Raw genomic sequence first — 16,194 nt, forward strand, 5'->3', positions numbered from 1 at the left:
TTAGTTAGTTCGAGCTAGTGGGTCGGCCTGACCCATCTTGATTAATGCCCGACCGACATCGCCAGATTCCATAGCCTGAACCACCTGATTGATTTCTTCTAACGGATGCTCGTGAGTAATGAGTTGCCCCAAGGGAAGATCACCACTAAGATATTTTTCGATATAGAGGCGAACGTCCCGTTCAAGGAGCGTTTCTCCTCCCCACGTGCCAATCAGCCGCTTCCCTTTGATCAAATCAAACGGGTCGATTGAGATGGTCTCTCCATGAGATACATTGCCCGCCAACACACATAGTCCCCCATTCAACCGCACTGCACTGAATGCGTTTTCCATCGCCTCTCGACTTCCGACGGCCTCAATCGCATAGTCGACACCGCGACCATTGGTCATGCTTAAGATCTCTTTTTTTACATCAGATATTCGTACATTGATTGTATGCGTAGCACCAATGTTACGAGCGTGTTCAAGTTTGTGATCATAGATATCTACTGCGATAATGCTTTTGGCTTTCATACAACGGGCAGCCATCACTGCACTGAGTCCAATTCCTCCAAGCCCAAAGACAGCCACACTACTGCCTGGCTGCATGCGAACTGTATTGAAAAGTATGCCGGCGCCAGTGGGGACGGCACATCCCAACAAGGCCGCCTCACGTAAGGGCATCGTATTGGGAATTTGACTGACCCGATTCTCGCAGGTCACTGTATGCGTCATGAACGTACTAATGGCGCCAGAATTTATCCATCCCTTTTCACTCTCATATTGCGTTGCGGCTACCTCCCCTCCCGCCCCCTTGATCCATGATAAGACCACATGGTCGCCAGGCTTGACCTTCTTGACCGCTGATCCAATGTCAAGAACAACCCCTGACCCTTCATGCCCAAGCGTATGGGGAAGAAATCGATCTGGTCCTTTCATCCCTTGCATCTCTAACAGTTGCGTACGACAAACTCCGCTATAGGCAATTTGTACTAAAAGTTGCTCGGGTTTTAGAATTGGCAGTGAAAGGGTAAGAAGAGAAAGTGGTGTGTGGGGATCAAAGAGCACAGCAGCCTGAGTTGTTGTAATCATTTTGGGCATATCAGAATACGGCTCTTTCTTTATAGGCAGACAATTTCGACGAACGATCCTTCCACACATCACCGCGTGCAAAGACAGGATACGAAAAGAAGACTATCTATTTAGACCGCACTCAAGGTTTTAGCTCTTGCAAAATTTATGTCCCCCTTCTCCAGTAATTCCAAATCGGTTTCCACCATTTCTTGCACCAAATCCTGAAACTTGACCTGAGGTATCCACCCTAATCGTTCTTTGGCTTTTGTCGCATTACCTAAGAGCGTTTCAACTTCAGCTGGTCGGTAAAATTGGGGATCACTCACGACATAGTCCTGATAGGCCAAGCCAAGATGGGAAAAGGCTTCCTCAGCAAACTCTCTCACCGAATGCTGCTCTCCTGTGGAAATCACATAATCGTCGGGATTGTCTTGCTGCAACATCATCCACATGGCTGTCACATATTCACGCGCATGCCCCCAGTCTCTGAGGGCTTCAAGATTCCCAAGTTGTAACTGATCTTTCAGGCCTAGCTTGATTGCCGCCGCATGATAGGAAATTTTTCTTGTTACAAATTCAAACCCACGGCGTGGTGACTCATGATTGTATAAAATACCGCACGATGCTCGGACCCCATACGCTTCACGATAGTTCTGAGTGAGATGGTACCCAGACACCTTGGAAATACCGTAGGACGATCGTGGGTGGAATACGGTCAACTCATCTTGAGGGACACATGCGACCTTTCCAAACATTTCACTGGAGGCCGCGAAGTAAAAGTGACAATCTGGCGCGCAATCCCTCAGGGCAGATAAGACATGATGGGTCCCATTAATATTGGCATGTAACGTAGAGAACTCATCTTCAAAGGAATAGGTCACAAAACTTTGTGCGGCCAAATGGTAGCATTCATCAGGCACCACCTCTTTAAAGACTCGATATAGACTTGGCAAGCTCTCCAAGGAAGCGGCATGCAAGTGCAAGTCATTCTTTATGTGTCGTATCCTCCATAAACGCCGGTCCGGATCTTCCATCGCGACCCGTCGAACAATGCCATGTACCTCATACCCTTTTTCAAGCAAGAGCTCAGCTAGATATGACCCATCTTGTCCTGTAATCCCAGTAATGAGTGCTTTCATAGTTCACCTACGAGTGGTAAAAGGTACACTTGTATCTTGATCGTTTTTTAATCCCATTTACATTGCGAGCCATACGTTTGAGCTGTTTTCAATGAGTGAACCATATGGTGATTCACGACTCTCGTTCCAAGCCTCCTCACGCTCTCAATACGTTCCTATGCCGCGATAAACCAATAATAATCACCTGTATAGGTTACCTCTTCAAAAACTTTTTTCCATTCTTGAACGTCCATATACGTTAAGGCCGTCAGATTCCATTTTAATAGGCGTTCTCGTTCCTCTTCCGTTCTCCAAGCATCCATCGTCACAAACGCAAGGCCTTTCGAGACTCGTTGAATTTCCTTCAACGCTTGCCTGCAATCCACAAGATTGAGATTGTGAACCGTGTTGATAGAAATCACTAAATCAAAGGAGTTATCTGGAAAAGGCAGTTCCTTTGCATTGCCGAGCTGAAGATACGGCTTCACGGATTCAATGCTATGCTCGAGAGCATACGTTGAGACATCCACACCAGTAACGGTCAAACCAGGAAGCAGTTCCTTAAAGTCATGAAGCATATACCCTTTGGCACAACCAACATCCAAGACACTTGACTCATTCGTCAGTCCATAGAATTCAGCAAATCGCTTGACTGTTTCCTGCCAAAAGTGCGGATGATAGGAATACCCCCCGTATCCATAAAGTCGATCGCCGTCAAAGTATTCCTTATCAAACTTTCTAGCAATCTTCCGATGTACATCGGTTATTAAGGCGCCCCGTTCTTCGATAGGCCGTTTCGAGCAAGGGTATTTATCGAGAAGGTTAATCTCTGTCATTTACATATCCTTTTCTCTTTTCTGTGAAGACAAATGCACTAGGGCCTAATCCGTTCAAGACCTACAGCCAATAAGTAATGTGCCATAGGAGAAAACCCTGTATGAACCACTTCGTCATTCATGGAAAACATTAGAACGTGATGAAAATGTTTTTCCATGAGCGCTCGAAGGCTTTCGGCACTTTTCAAGTTAATATGACCTTCTGCAGTCAATGGGCTGGCAAAGCGATGAGCCTCAATATTTGGTGTACCGATAATACAGACGGAATGTGGCGTCAACGATTGGCACAGATGATCCATAAATCGTGGTTCAATATCTGTTGGGATATGTTCAATCACATCTAAAGAATAGGCTGCATCAAATGAACCTTCAAGCGGACCCTCTGTCATATCATGCACACTCAACGTGATCCTTTGTAACAAGGCATCATCGAGTCTTTTTTGCGCATCGTCGATTACCAGTGGCTCAAAATCGATCCCATGAACTGAGTTAACTGTTTGGAGTACTACCGGAAGACCAAAGGCATCTCCGCATCCCACTTCCAACGCATGCTTTCGTCCAATCAACATCTTCGCGCAAAATTTATAACGTGCGAGAAGAAACCCTAAATGCCGAGGATCATCTCGCCAAATATGACTCGTCCACGGCCCCAAGCACACCCCCCCATCTCGAAGATAGGACTCAATCTGAGTTTGATTTTGAGATTCTTTGGTCTGTACCGTCATGCTAATTTCCGCTTTCCTTTTAAAATTTGCCTTGTACCGAATTCATCAAGCACACGAGCACAAATTCCTTTTGGCGTTAAACCCAAATGCTCACAATGATTATCATACGACCCATATCCGGTAACATATTGATCTGGAATAGCTAAAGAAGAAAACTCAAACCTTTCTTGCCCCGCTAACGTTCTAAGCACCTCATCACCCAACCCACCACTGCGCATATGTTCTTCAATTACAACAACCCGTCCAGTCTTCCTGACGCTTACACGAATCATTTCTTTGTCAAGCGGTCGCCAGGTATGAAAATACAGCACATCTGCATGCCACCCAGCCTCTTGCAATAACGCTTTTGCTTCCAACGTGTTCTTAAGCTGAGGCCCCGTAGCAATTAAGGTCAAATTGCTTCCCGTACACACACGAATCCCCTTGCCAAGTACGATTTGCTCATGACGAAATTGTTGGCCATGGTCACGACCAGGTAAGCGAAAGTAGGTCAGTCGATTATTTGCGTAACTCTGGCGAAAAAGCGAATCAAACTCATCGGCGCTTCCAGGATACGTCAGCTGGACATCCGGCAGAGTTTTGAGTAGAGCAAAGTCCCCATAACAGTGATGGGTACATCCTAGATTGGCATAATCAAATGCACTGCCTACCGTGATGATATTTCCGCCTAACTGGTGATAACAAAAGTCTAGTTTAATTTGTTCGAATGCTCGCTCGATCAGAAAAGGTGCAATTGTATGGATAACGGGAAAGAATCCAAGCTTTGACATTCCTGCTGCCATACTCATCATGGTAGGCTCACAAATACCTACATTGAAGTATCGCCCAGGACATTCTTTCGCAAACGGTTGCAAAATAGAATGACTGATATCACCCACTAACACCACGAGAGACTTATCGCTTCGACCAACTGCATGCATCGTTTCCGCAAACTGCTGACGTACCGTTACAGCACTCATCGTAATTCCTCCAATATCGCCTGATACTCCGTATGATTGGGAATACGATGGTGCCACTTTCCGTGTCCCTCTAAGAAAGAAACCCCTTTCCCTTTTATCGTTCTGGCAAGTATGGCAGTTGGTTGACCGTGATGACTGAAAGGTATATTCCTGAGCGTGTTCATTAGGTCATCTGTATGTCCATCGATGACATACGTATCCCAGCCAAACGCCTTCCACTTCGCTGGTAAGTCATCTCGTGACATTAGCTGCGCAGCAGACTGATTCCAATCAACAATGACACACAAGTTTCCCAATTGAAGATTATTGGCAACATTCGCAGCTTCCCACACGGTTCCTTCATGACATTCTCCATCACCAACTAACACGACGACACGATTTGCCATTGACCGCAATTGCAAGCCTGTGGCGATGCCCACTGCGAAGGGCAACCCATGTCCCAATGATCCGGTCGAGGCTTCCACCCCAGGCACTTTTGTACAATCTGGATGCTCGCCCAAAATTCCTCCAGGTCGACAGAACATATCGAGATCGTGATCCTGAAGAAATCCAAATCGTCGAAGAACCACGTATAACGCCAAACAACCGTGCCCCTTGCTCAAGATAAAATAGTCACGTTCATCCCCATCTGGATCACTGGCATCAAACTTAAGAAAATTCGCATAGAGTGTCTGAATAAGATCGACAATAGAGAAGGCGCTCGGGATGTGCCCATCCCGCCCTTTGTAGACCATCTCCACTATCTGCGTTCGCAAATCTCTATTTGAAACTCGTTTCTCTTCATTGCCTAACATTGGCAAACTAATCATGGGCGAAATAACTCCTTCCTTGCCCTCCATCGACAGGAATGACCGACCCGATACAAAATGATGCATGTTCAGAACACAAAAATGTTACAACATTGCCAATCTCACTAGGCCTACCGAATCGACCGATGGCCATCCTGGACGAAAGATAGTTCTTGACGTGTTCTGGTCGCTCTTTCGAGGCCAGATCCCAATAACCTCCGTCAGTAAAGACTGCACCAGGCAAAACAGTGGTGACCACAACTCCATCAGGCGCCACAACACGGCCAAGACTTCGGCCATAAGCCGAAAGAGCAGCTTTCACACTACAGTATGGAATCGGCCCATGATTCTCTTCACCTGAAATCGACCCTATCAACACAACCCTCCCCCAACCTTGTTCCCGCATCTTAGGCATGAACAAGAGATTGAGCTCTATCGCGACTTCAAGATTGAGACGAAAGACTCGACGCCAATCGCTCAGATTGCAGAATGGATCAGAAACTTCGAGTGTGCCACCAAGATTATGAACAATAATATCGATCGGATAAAAATCCCGTTCCTTCAAAACCTTCAAAAGAGTCGTTGGGCCATCTTCATGAGCAAGGTCCAGTGCATGAATAAGATGCCCATTCCCGTAGCCATCAAGAGTTGTCTGCAATTTCTCAAGATCACTTACAGTTCTTGACACTCCCGCAACGGTTGCGCCTTCACGAGCCAATGACTGAGCAATTTCGCATCCTAACCCTCGCCCAGCCCCAGTCACTAAGGCACGTTTTCCTGTGAGACCTAGTTCCATTTCAACCATACTCCTTACACAATAATTATGACATCAGAGGTAATGGGTAAAGAACATGTTTGGGCTGATACTGATGACATCGCGCCATAATACTAGTCACCCCTTCTGGGGCAGTGATTAACACAGTTGCATCTTCCCAATCGCGCACAACGCTTGGCGTATGAATCTGCACCGGCAGATTCTCATAAAACCAATTATCCTTCGAAGCATCGTCATCTATAATGGCAGTTAAACAAGAGAGATCTGACTGTAAATGATACGCTAGCGTTGGCAACATGGGGGATGCACCATACCCATATCGTGGATTCATTCCCTTCCCCTCTAGCACTTCTTTCGCAATGCCACATTGGTTCTGAAAAGTCTTGTAACGATCCTGGATATCACCTATAGACCACATGATGTCATGCCCATGGTTGACAGAATCTACTCCAGGCATTCGTTTCTTAAAAGCCACAATCACCGAACCCCAATGATGGTAATTCATCCAATGGGCTAAGTATTCTCCACCTACCTGATGAACGAGTTTTAGCAGTGAATGTAAAGAAAAGTATTGCAAATGTTGATGAAATACTTGATCAAATCGATACTTCATAACAAGCGCATCCAGGCAAGGGACTTCGACAAAAAAGATGGCGTCAGATCCTGTCGCGTGAATGACACGCCGAAGCGCCTCACCAGGGTCTGATACATGCTCAAGGACATGGCGACAAACAACCAAGTCTGGTGCCATCTCGGAGAGAACTTCGAGGTCGATGTCCTCAAGATAGGCCCCAATTACTTGAATCTCTGACCTTGATGAACTCTCCTGTTCCATCCATATCGGATCGATACCGACGCGTGATGCAGCGGTTTGAGTCATTTGCTCGAGCAAATACAGGTCATTACACCCGATATCCAAAACCATCCGAAAACGCTTCTTCGAAGTGTACTCATGCAGACGTTCAAGAAAAAACTCTACGCCCTTCATAGCACTGTCTGCCCGGGACGTCCGAAAGCCATAGTTCGACCTGTAAAGTAAATCTGGCGAGATGTGGTTTTTCAACTGACTATGCCCACACCGTAGACACATCAGAAATTCTTGATCTATCCCTTGAGGTATAAACGTAGGAGCTTCGTAAGTAAGACGACCAGTGATTGGGAAATTGGGGAGACTGATCACAGGGACAATTTCTGACGACTCACAAATGGTACATTGCACCTTAATATCAATAACCGATGACGCATCCGTCATTTCAAGCAATGGCTCCTTTACAGGTAAACGTGCTGTCATACTATTGTCTCTTGACGAAGAATGTTCCATGATTTCTAATTTTCTAAATGTGTGGAGAAGATGGAGCTGAATGATATAGAGATTCTTGTGCTCTAAGACACACATCAAACTGATCTCCCAACGTCATTCCACCATCCAGCGTGATAACTTGGCCAGTTAAATAGGATGCTGCTCCCGAACAAAGAAACCACGTCAGTTCTGATAGTTCTTGCGGTACTCCAGGACGACTGAGTGGGACGACAACCTTTGCCATCTCTGTCATATTCCATCGCTTCTCTGTGGAACCCAAATCCGTCATGGCGGTATCTTTTTGAATCAATCCGGGACAGACTGCGTTCACCCGTACTCCTTTGCCCCCAAACTGATAGGCTAAGTAACGGGTCAACTGGAGGAGACCACCCTTCGCAACATGATATGTCACTGGTTGATGAGAAATGAGAAAAGCATTCGTTGAAGCGATATTCACAATACTTCCACAATCGGATTCTTGGAGAAACGGTAAGGCATGTTTCGCGGCAACTGCTGGAGCCTTCAGTAAAACATTCATTGCCATATCCCAATCATCCAAAGTCTGCCCGTAATCGCCACGAGGTAGAAAGGGGCGCGCATTGTTTATCAAGTAATCAATGCGGCCATAGGTAGACACGGCAAAGTGAATCATTGCACCAATTCCATCCTCTGATGTCAGATCGGTGTGGATATATGCAGCCTTACCACCGAGTTGGATAATATCTCCTACCGTCTGCTCCCCAGCAGATTCATTAATATCTGCTATCACCACATATGTTTGACGTAAGGAGAAATATTTGGCAATCTCTCGACCAATTCCTGATCCAGCTCCAGTTATCAAGGCTACACGAGTGTGGCACATTTTTCCCTCAATAATTGACAATTACGTTCAGTAATTTTTTAAACAATCTAAGATAAAGATCTGCGCAGACTGTACATTGCCTAACGTATCAGTCAGCTTGCTTGACATAAGACCTCAGGCTACTCGAAACTCCAAGCTCAACCGTGCTACATCTCCTCCAATAATTTCTTCTGTATGCAAAGTATCAGGGTGATACCAGAGAACCTCACCCATCTCTAAGCTAGGGTGATACAATTCCTCAGGAGCGAACGTAAGATCAGCTCGATACTCACCACTACAGAACTTCTCATTCTTGGGCAAATACTTTGAGTAGTCTTTTAAATGAGAACCCGGCACCAACCCTAAAGTCTCCATAGTTGAAAGCCCAATGATGGGAACCCAGCACGAAATAACATTTCCGGCAGGGCCCCAAGATTTTCTGGAAAGCGGATAGCCATCTCCCTTTCGAGGTCTAATAAAGCGGAAACCGCACCAGCCTTTTCCATCGTCACAAAGTGTGTATGAACGAACCCCTATGGAGTCTAAATAATCGTTCACCCGAGCATTCAGTAAAATTCCTCGTATTTCGTCTTTAGGGTTTCTATATCGATTCTTTGCACAAAATATTTTTTCGTGCTCAATTCTTAGCTCTTCTCCCCAAACATGGTATGTCTCTAATGGATATGTCGACTCATCATTGGACACCCGTTTCCCAAGAAGAGAGTAGACCCAATGCTTCGCAAATTGTTTGAGTCTCTGAACTTCCATCTCAGAAAAGACTTCAACAATAGCGAACCCGTCTGTAGCGAAAGATAATGCAGGTGCTCGTCGAGACTCCTCAGCGCCCTCTATCATATACTCACCTTCTTACGCCGCATGTTGATATTCCAAGGCGCTGTTGGAAATAACCTGCCAGTTCTTTTCAATCCAGCTTGCGGTTTCTTGTAGGCCTTCATCGAGCGAAATCTCCGTGGACCATCCCAGCTCCTCTCGACTGCGAGTCGAGTCGATTTCATATGCCGCGTCTTGCCCCAATCGTTCTTCAACGGTAACCGTTGCCTGGGTAAAGTCTTTCTTGGATAATACGCATAACCGTTTGACGACATCTCGAACCGCAATCCCACGATCAGGAGAGAAGTGATAAATTTGACCATCCATCCCCTGTTCCATCGCCAATAACTCACCTCTCGAGACGTCACGAATGTGAATATAGGATTTCACAGCCTTCCCTCCAGCATGCAGGTGAATTTTCTTTCCCATCTTTAACGAAATAATCGTTCTGGGAATAATCTTAAAAAGTTGTTGATATGCGCCATACACATTGGTGGCGCGAATCATGACGAGTGGAAAGTTATAGTTTTTCACTAAAGTAAAAAGATACAGGTCGCCTGCTGCCTTAGAAGCCGCATAGGGTGTACTGGGATTCAGCGGTGCAGACTCCGTCACACGGCCTTCACATGTCCCATACACTTCGGGAGACGAAATGTGAACATAGCGCTTCAGGTATTCTCGTTCCTTAAGGGCATTCGTAAGCTTGGCAAGTGCGACCGCATTGGTTTGAAACCATTGTTCAGGGTGCTGCCAGCTTGGCGCGACTTCACTTTGCGCAGCAAAATTCACAATGTAGTCTGGCTTCACTGAATCAAGCAGTCGAATCATTCGATCACCATCTCGATTCAAGTCCATTTGATGAAAAGTAAATTTTGCTCGACTATGCCGCAGATACGGAAGAAACGTCCGGCCTTTTTCTGCTGATCGGCTTAGACCTATGACCGTATTACTGGGATCTTCTAAGAGCACATCTATAAAATCACTACCTGAAAAAGAGTTGCTACCAATAACAACTATTGTTCGTGAGACATCACTCTTCACATCTCTCATTCGTTGTTCCCTCTCCATCTCACTCCTTCTTAAAATGGCCCGACGAAACTCTGATCCGGCACATCAAGTGAGTGAGGAGAATCTCGCATATCCATTTCTGACATTTCCGGCATATTCATCAAGGACCGTGCCGCATTCATGATGTGCATGGCGCGTGGATAATAATGTTCCGCCAACGCGTGAGATGTTGGGGTCGGGCAATCAGGTAACCCTATTCGTTTTGGTGGACATGTAAGTTCATGAAAAGACTGTTCAACAATGAGGGAAACAATTTCTGCTGAGATACCAAATGAGGTCCATCCTGTATCCACAACAATCACACGTCCGGTTTTTCGAACAGAATCAAGGATGAGCGAGTCATCTAAAGGACGTAAACTTCGAATGTCTACCACCTCAGCATCAATTCCATCCTCTGCCAGCATATCTGCTGCCCTGATCGACTCAAGCGTCATATAGGAAGTTGCAACGATCGTCACATCCGTGCCTTTTCTGAGCACTCGACTCGTCCCCAAAGGAACCCGGTAGAGTCCGTCCGGTACATAGTCGATTGTTTCATGAAGCCAGCGATGCTCGAGAAACACCACTGGATTTGGATCTTCGATACTTGCGATAAGCAATCCTTTTGCATCATACGCCGTAGTCGGCATCACCACCTTAAGCCCAGGAATGTGTGCAAACCACGCTTGAAGACTTTGGGAATGCTGAGGTCCCTGTCCCCACCCCCTTCCAATCATCAAACGGATGACCAACGGTACGCTGTGTTGTCCACCAAACATGTAATGCCAATTCGCTGCCTGATTGACCATTTGTTCAACGGCTAACAAAGCAAAATCCATTCGCTGATGGGTCAGCACGGGCTTCATGCCCATTAAAGCGGAACCAATGGCCACGCCAGTCATCGCATTTTCTGAGGTGGGCATATCCATAACTCGCGTTTCCCCGTACTGTTCTTGTAATCCTCTCGTACTCCCGAATATGCCTTTTGGATCCGGAACCCCTAATCCCATCACATACACATTGGGGTCTTTTGCGAGACACAGGTCCAACGCCTCCTTGAGAGCTTCGGTATACGTGAGTTGTCGAGTCATGCTGCCTTTTCTTCCACTGGCAAAGAAGGAACTGCATATATATGTTGAAACAACTGATCCTTTGACGGAAACGGACTTTGTTTAGCAAACTGCACGGCAGCTTCTATTTCTGAAGAGAGACGTTCCACATGTCTCTGTTCCCAGACTGGAGCACACGAACCGAATTGGGACAACTGCTCTTTTGTGTTTGCAATTGGGCACCTCGTTCGCCATTCTTCAAATTCAGACGACGCTCGATATCCCAAATGATTATCAAAGTTTGGCCCGCAATGTTCTCGCCACCGATAGGTCTCGTATTCGAGGAAGGTTGGCCCCCCATTGCTTCTTGCCTTGCGTACGGCCTGTGCAGCTGACTCATAGACCACACGCACATCATTGCCATCGAGACGTTTGCCCTCACATCCATGAGCCTCTGCAATCTGCATGACATCGCGTGTACGAGGTTGGCGGACAGACAAAGGCGAATACACCGAGTACAAATTATTTTCACAGACAAATATGACCGGGAGGTTTTTCAATACGGCAAAGTTCACACTCTCATGGAATGTCCCTTCTTCAGAGGCGCCCTCTCCAAAGTACACGACGATGACGATATTTTGTCCTTGTAGCATGGCACCAAATGCGGCACCGACGGCAATCGGAATTGAACTCGCGACAATGGGAGTAGCACCTAAGAACCCCGCCGAAAGATCAACGAGGTGCATGGACCCACCTTTTCCCTTGGCACACCCATTTTCTTTGCCATAGATCTCCGCAAGCATCCTGGAAAGATCTCCACCTTTACCCAGATAATGACCATGTGATCGATGGCCACTCAAGACCAAATCTTCCTGCTTCAAGGATGCACTCACACCTACCGCAATCGCTTCTTGCCCAATGCACAAATGAACAGGACAACGCATTTCTTTTTCTGAATACAAGTCGGCAATTCGCTCTTCAACCATTCGAATTCGAAGCATTTCAAGGTAGAGATGTCGAAGATAATCAGAAGAAAGCGAGTTGCCAAGATTTTCCATACTGCTTGGTGTGGCCATTGGTTTCTGGAAGACAACAGAGGCTGTGCCAATCGGCTCAGACAAGTTGGACTTCTTTCATACGTTGAATATTGTAATATCGACTATCTTCAAAGGAATTAGGGATTTCCCCTTTTTCAAACGCTGCGATCAAATCTCCAACAGCATCTCGTATTGAATATTTTGGCTTGAATCCTAAAACACGAAACACTTTTTCTGAAGAAATATGATAGGAACGATGATCATCGGTCTCAGTGTGAACAATTTCCACATCTTGTCCAACTTTACTCTGCACCATCGCGGCAATGTCTGATACGGAATGATTATGATAGCCAGCATTGAAGACCTGCCCATCAATTTTCTCAGACGGCCAATTCAATGATTGTGTGTACACCTCAATCATGTCTTGAATATGAATATTCGGCCTTTTTTGCTCACCACCGAACACCATAATTTTTCTATTATTGACTGCATGATTGGTCAGAATGTTTACGGTAAGATCTAAGCGCAGACGCGGAGAATAGCCGCAGACCGTGGCGGGACGAATAATCACCACCTCAAAACCTGCACGTTGTTTCTTAAGCAGAACCTCCTCACACAACGCTTTATATTTGGAATAGTCCGTTAAAGGTTGAAGCGGAAGATCTTCCGTCACATTTTCTTCTTCTTTCACGCCATACACACTAGAGGACGAGGCATACACAAAACGTCTGACACCAGACTCGCGTGCACAGTCAACTAAACCTGAAAAAGCATCGTAGTTAATCGAACGTCCTAAAGACGGATTCAATTCAAAGCTTGGATCGTTAGAAATACACGCTAAATGAATGACCGCATCACATCCCGGTATTATTCGTTCCAATAATTGAGAGTCCCGAATATCTCCTCGTATTTCCTCAAGGTTCTGATGCCCCCGTACAGACGCTAACGCTGACTCTCCGTAGAGATAGAGATCCAACACCTTGGCTCGATACCCTTCGGCTAATAGTCGAGGCACTAATGCCGACCCCACATAGCCAGCGCCTCCGGTGACAAGAACCTGCTTTTTTTCTTGTTCAGACATCATGAGCCACCTTGATAATTGTAAATTTTAAAGTGAAACGTGAAAAATTTTGTCCGAAAAGAATTCTTTCATGTACTTTATTTTTCAATTTACAATTTGGATTTTTCATTTCAATAGTGATTCAACACTTCGTTGTAGTTGAAGGCGATCAAGTGACGCACTATTTCCGACAGTCATGACAGCCTGCGCACCAGCTAAGTTCCCAAGCAATCCCACAACATCCGAAGGCACTCCGGTAGCGACACATGGAGCTGTCAAGGCAAACAATGCATCTCCTGCCCCCACTCGATCCACAACCTTTACAGCTAAGGATGGACTATCGAAGAATCCATCCTCGTGGTGATACAATAATGTTCCCTTATTTCCTTGTGTGACCATAATAGACTGACAACCCATATTCTTTGAGAGCTCTTCTACCATTGGGGGCAACTTGCCACGAGCATCCCGTCGATCCACTCGTATTTCTTTTTCTTGAATAGAGATATAATCCGCTTTCTGATATTTCGAGATAGTGTGAAATCCCATATTCGCAGCATTGATTTGCGTGTTGACCGCTAAAAATGGTGCTCGTTCTCCCAGAAGCTGAACTGCGGCTGACGACAACAATCCATGTCCAAAGTCTGCCACGATGGCCACATCGCACTGTGCTAATTCTTCTTCCAGGGTGTCACATAATTCTCCATCCTCCCGTTCGGTCAGTGAGGCATCGTTCATCTCATACACTTCCAGAAGTTTGGTGAATTGATATTCTTCAATAAACCGACGCTTGACGATGGTGGGAGACCCAGATTTCAACACAAAGCTTGGGGTAACATTTGGCTTCAAATTTTGTCGAATAAATTTCTCATGTGGTTGAATCGTACCCAGGTATGACACCAATTCCACATGTTCACAGAAACCTGCGAGGTGATTCGCGATAGCTAAACTTCCTCCAAGCTGTTTTTCTTGTGAGACATGCTGCATTGCTAAAATAGGTTCTTTGGAAGACTTTCCTAACGCATGGCAATATACATATTCATCGATAATCGCTTCTCCAATAACGAGAACTCGGAGTGAACGGAGTCGCTCAAGATAATCGATAATGTCCTTGGCCGTGTATCGTTCTCGAAACTGTGTTAACCATCCATTTAAATCAGAAGGAAACAATGGCACATAGCGATTGAGGAGACTCGTCGAACTAAACTGCACGTCATTGGTCGTTTCAAGGCGTCCACCCACTGATTCCACTGCAGCCTCTTCTCGAGCCAGCCCACCGGTCAAGTCCGGTCGACCCTGACTATAGTCCGGTCCTTTGACATAGACGTCCGGCTTTAAGGATTTAATCGCATTCTCCGCTGTGTCCCAACGATTCACCGCAACATAGTCCACGGCATCTAACGCCGCGATTCCCTCCACACGAAGATCTTCCTGAAACGCTGGACGATGTGGACCTTTGTTCACATAGCGATCAGGAGTCACGGTCACAACCAGCACATCCCCCAATGCTTTCGCTTCTTCTAAATGACGAATATGACCGACATGCAGTAAGTCAAAGACTCCATGGCAATGCACGATGGTCTTTCCTTGAGAACGAGCATCCTGAAGCAGTGCCTCTAAGTCTTCAAGAGATTGCGTTTTTTTTAAGACCGTCACACTTGCCATGCCTAGACCTCACATGTCACAGATTCAGCCGTTCCTCTACCCAAATACCTAAACCAATCGGAAGAGGCTGCGGCAATAGAAACGGGATCCCACACTGGAGCCCCTTCCCATGAACTAATGTGTTCGAGCATCATATTCACCCCTCGTTCAAATGAAATTGACGGCGACCATCCAAGCGAATTCTGTGCCTTCGTAATATCGGCAAAAGTACAATCAGGCTCTCCTGGACGCTTGGGAATGTTAACGGCAGTTCCATCGAGGAGTTCGATGAGACGATTGATGCTATAGGTGCCACCAGAACCAATATTGTAAATTTCTTCAGAGCATTGAGACTCTGCCGCCTTGACGAAGGCATCGACAACGTCGGTCACAAATGTGAAGTCACGAGTTTGCGTACCATCCCCCACAACCGTAAATGGTTTCTGTTGTAGCTTTTGAGCCAGAAAGACGCCAAAGACCGCTCCATAAGTACCTGAGGTTCGAGCACGCGGGCCATAGACGTTAAAAAGACGAAGTGAGACAACCGGCAAGGCATACGTCTTTGCCCAATGCATGACTATTTGTTCGCCTAGATACTTTGTTAAGGCATAGGGATATTGAGGTTGGATGGCATCCGCTTCGGGAGTTGGATACGAATCTGGAATTCCATAGCAGGAAGATGACGCTGTGTAGATAAACCGTTTGACTCCCGCTTTTCGTGCACCCTCTACAACTGTTGCCGTACCCGTCACATTGGCTTGATAATAATCCAATGGATGAACAATAGACGGAACAATGTCAGCCAATGCAGCCAGGTGAAAAACCCAATCGATATCACGCAGCGCTTCATCGACGATCTTTGGATCGGTGATGTCTCCCTGACAGAACTGTAATCGATGCTCATCCTCCAGTGAATTAAAGACGTGATCCAAGTTCTCACGACGGCCTGTCGACAAATTGTCGAGAACACGAACCTGATGTCCATCTTGAATCAAACGTTCAACAAGATGACTACCGATAAAACCAGCGCCGCCAGTCACAAGAATATGTTTTTTCTTAGCATTCAATACAACCATCAATCTATTTTCCAATCTCCTCAATACTCTCTCTTCAGTCATGCATCATGAATCGAAA

General features: G+C 46.1%; 16 protein-coding genes. All 16 read right to left on the reverse strand.

From position 1 onward, the window contains the following. The 16 genes from ACWHX8_RS11585 to ACWHX8_RS11660 all read right to left on the reverse strand — a co-directional run bounded on the left by ACWHX8_RS11585 (nt 1) and on the right by ACWHX8_RS11660 (nt 16,136). Entirely contained in the window at nt 1–1,080 is a 1,080-nt protein-coding gene (locus tag ACWHX8_RS11585; RefSeq protein WP_447968283.1) for a zinc-binding dehydrogenase, read from the reverse strand. A 101-nt stretch (nt 1,081–1,181) separates the two neighbouring features. Next, on the reverse strand, nt 1,182–2,192 hold the full coding sequence (locus ACWHX8_RS11590) for a GDP-mannose 4,6-dehydratase (RefSeq protein WP_447968284.1): 1,011 nt from the start codon (nt 2,190–2,192) through the stop codon (nt 1,182–1,184). A gap of 155 nt (nt 2,193–2,347) precedes the next feature. After that, complete coding sequence (locus tag ACWHX8_RS11595; RefSeq protein ID WP_447968285.1) at nt 2,348–3,007, reverse strand: class I SAM-dependent methyltransferase; 660 nt, start codon at nt 3,005–3,007, stop codon at nt 2,348–2,350. A 38-nt stretch (nt 3,008–3,045) separates the two neighbouring features. Continuing rightward, nucleotides 3,046–3,732, reverse strand: coding sequence for a class I SAM-dependent methyltransferase (locus ACWHX8_RS11600; RefSeq protein WP_447968286.1), 687 nt, complete (start codon nt 3,730–3,732; stop codon nt 3,046–3,048). After that, nucleotides 3,729–4,691: a transketolase family protein gene (locus ACWHX8_RS11605; protein ID WP_447968287.1), complete on the reverse strand. Its 963-nt coding sequence runs from the start codon at nt 4,689–4,691 to the stop codon at nt 3,729–3,731. The genes ACWHX8_RS11600 and ACWHX8_RS11605 overlap by 4 nt, the downstream gene beginning before the upstream one ends. Next, nucleotides 4,688–5,500, reverse strand: coding sequence for a transketolase (locus ACWHX8_RS11610; protein WP_447968288.1), 813 nt, complete (start codon nt 5,498–5,500; stop codon nt 4,688–4,690). The genes ACWHX8_RS11605 and ACWHX8_RS11610 overlap by 4 nt, the downstream gene beginning before the upstream one ends. Continuing rightward, nucleotides 5,493–6,275, reverse strand: coding sequence for an SDR family NAD(P)-dependent oxidoreductase (locus ACWHX8_RS11615; RefSeq protein ID WP_447968289.1), 783 nt, complete (start codon nt 6,273–6,275; stop codon nt 5,493–5,495). Before ACWHX8_RS11615 ends, ACWHX8_RS11610 begins: the two co-directional genes overlap by 8 nt. 25 nt (nt 6,276–6,300) lie before the next feature. Beyond that, on the reverse strand, nt 6,301–7,545 hold the full coding sequence (locus ACWHX8_RS11620) for a class I SAM-dependent methyltransferase (protein ID WP_447968290.1): 1,245 nt from the start codon (nt 7,543–7,545) through the stop codon (nt 6,301–6,303). A 43-nt stretch (nt 7,546–7,588) separates the two neighbouring features. Beyond that, complete coding sequence (locus ACWHX8_RS11625) at nt 7,589–8,416, reverse strand: SDR family NAD(P)-dependent oxidoreductase (protein WP_447968291.1); 828 nt, start codon at nt 8,414–8,416, stop codon at nt 7,589–7,591. Nucleotides 8,417–8,530: 114 nt separating this feature from the next. Beyond that, nucleotides 8,531–9,250, reverse strand: a complete 720-nt coding sequence (locus ACWHX8_RS11630) for a hypothetical protein (RefSeq protein ID WP_447968292.1) — start codon at nt 9,248–9,250, stop codon at nt 8,531–8,533. A gap of 12 nt (nt 9,251–9,262) precedes the next feature. Beyond that, nucleotides 9,263–10,276, reverse strand: coding sequence for a GDP-mannose 4,6-dehydratase (locus ACWHX8_RS11635; protein WP_447968293.1), 1,014 nt, complete (start codon nt 10,274–10,276; stop codon nt 9,263–9,265). 29 nt (nt 10,277–10,305) lie between these two features. Further along, on the reverse strand, nt 10,306–11,364 hold the full coding sequence (locus tag ACWHX8_RS11640) for an alpha-ketoacid dehydrogenase subunit beta (RefSeq protein WP_447968294.1): 1,059 nt from the start codon (nt 11,362–11,364) through the stop codon (nt 10,306–10,308). Next, a complete protein-coding gene (locus tag ACWHX8_RS11645) occupies nt 11,361–12,443 on the reverse strand; it encodes a thiamine pyrophosphate-dependent dehydrogenase E1 component subunit alpha (protein WP_447968295.1) in 1,083 nt (360 codons plus the stop codon). Before ACWHX8_RS11645 ends, ACWHX8_RS11640 begins: the two co-directional genes overlap by 4 nt. Then, nucleotides 12,436–13,443: an NAD-dependent epimerase/dehydratase family protein gene (locus ACWHX8_RS11650; protein ID WP_447968296.1), complete on the reverse strand. Its 1,008-nt coding sequence runs from the start codon at nt 13,441–13,443 to the stop codon at nt 12,436–12,438. Before ACWHX8_RS11650 ends, ACWHX8_RS11645 begins: the two co-directional genes overlap by 8 nt. 102 nt (nt 13,444–13,545) lie before the next feature. Beyond that, nucleotides 13,546–15,081, reverse strand: coding sequence for a PfkB family carbohydrate kinase (locus ACWHX8_RS11655; protein ID WP_447968297.1), 1,536 nt, complete (start codon nt 15,079–15,081; stop codon nt 13,546–13,548). A gap of 2 nt (nt 15,082–15,083) precedes the next feature. Continuing rightward, nucleotides 15,084–16,136, reverse strand: a complete 1,053-nt coding sequence (locus ACWHX8_RS11660) for an SDR family oxidoreductase (protein WP_447968298.1) — start codon at nt 16,134–16,136, stop codon at nt 15,084–15,086. Nucleotides 16,137–16,194: the final 58 nt, after the last annotated feature.

Source organism: Nitrospira sp. M1 (assembly GCF_965152605.1).

What these genes read in the sequence shown, in the direction of transcription:
- ACWHX8_RS11585 (WP_447968283.1), bottom strand. Translation starts at nt 1,080, where the DNA reads ATGCCCAAAATGATTACAACAACTCAGGCTGCTGTGCTCTTTGATCCC.
- ACWHX8_RS11590 (WP_447968284.1), bottom strand. Translation starts at nt 2,192, where the DNA reads ATGAAAGCACTCATTACTGGGATTACAGGACAAGATGGGTCATATCTA.
- ACWHX8_RS11595 (WP_447968285.1), bottom strand. Translation starts at nt 3,007, where the DNA reads ATGACAGAGATTAACCTTCTCGATAAATACCCTTGCTCGAAACGGCCT.
- ACWHX8_RS11600 (WP_447968286.1), bottom strand. Translation starts at nt 3,732, where the DNA reads ATGACGGTACAGACCAAAGAATCTCAAAATCAAACTCAGATTGAGTCC.
- ACWHX8_RS11605 (WP_447968287.1), bottom strand. Translation starts at nt 4,691, where the DNA reads ATGAGTGCTGTAACGGTACGTCAGCAGTTTGCGGAAACGATGCATGCA.
- ACWHX8_RS11610 (WP_447968288.1), bottom strand. Translation starts at nt 5,500, where the DNA reads ATGATTAGTTTGCCAATGTTAGGCAATGAAGAGAAACGAGTTTCAAAT.
- ACWHX8_RS11615 (WP_447968289.1), bottom strand. Translation starts at nt 6,275, where the DNA reads ATGGAACTAGGTCTCACAGGAAAACGTGCCTTAGTGACTGGGGCTGGG.
- ACWHX8_RS11620 (WP_447968290.1), bottom strand. Translation starts at nt 7,545, where the DNA reads ATGACAGCACGTTTACCTGTAAAGGAGCCATTGCTTGAAATGACGGAT.
- ACWHX8_RS11625 (WP_447968291.1), bottom strand. Translation starts at nt 8,416, where the DNA reads ATGTGCCACACTCGTGTAGCCTTGATAACTGGAGCTGGATCAGGAATT.
- ACWHX8_RS11630 (WP_447968292.1), bottom strand. Translation starts at nt 9,250, where the DNA reads ATGATAGAGGGCGCTGAGGAGTCTCGACGAGCACCTGCATTATCTTTC.
- ACWHX8_RS11635 (WP_447968293.1), bottom strand. Translation starts at nt 10,276, where the DNA reads ATGAGAGATGTGAAGAGTGATGTCTCACGAACAATAGTTGTTATTGGT.
- ACWHX8_RS11640 (WP_447968294.1), bottom strand. Translation starts at nt 11,364, where the DNA reads ATGACTCGACAACTCACGTATACCGAAGCTCTCAAGGAGGCGTTGGAC.
- ACWHX8_RS11650 (WP_447968296.1), bottom strand. Translation starts at nt 13,443, where the DNA reads ATGATGTCTGAACAAGAAAAAAAGCAGGTTCTTGTCACCGGAGGCGCT.
- ACWHX8_RS11655 (WP_447968297.1), bottom strand. Translation starts at nt 15,081, where the DNA reads ATGGCAAGTGTGACGGTCTTAAAAAAAACGCAATCTCTTGAAGACTTA.
- ACWHX8_RS11660 (WP_447968298.1), bottom strand. Translation starts at nt 16,136, where the DNA reads ATGGTTGTATTGAATGCTAAGAAAAAACATATTCTTGTGACTGGCGGC.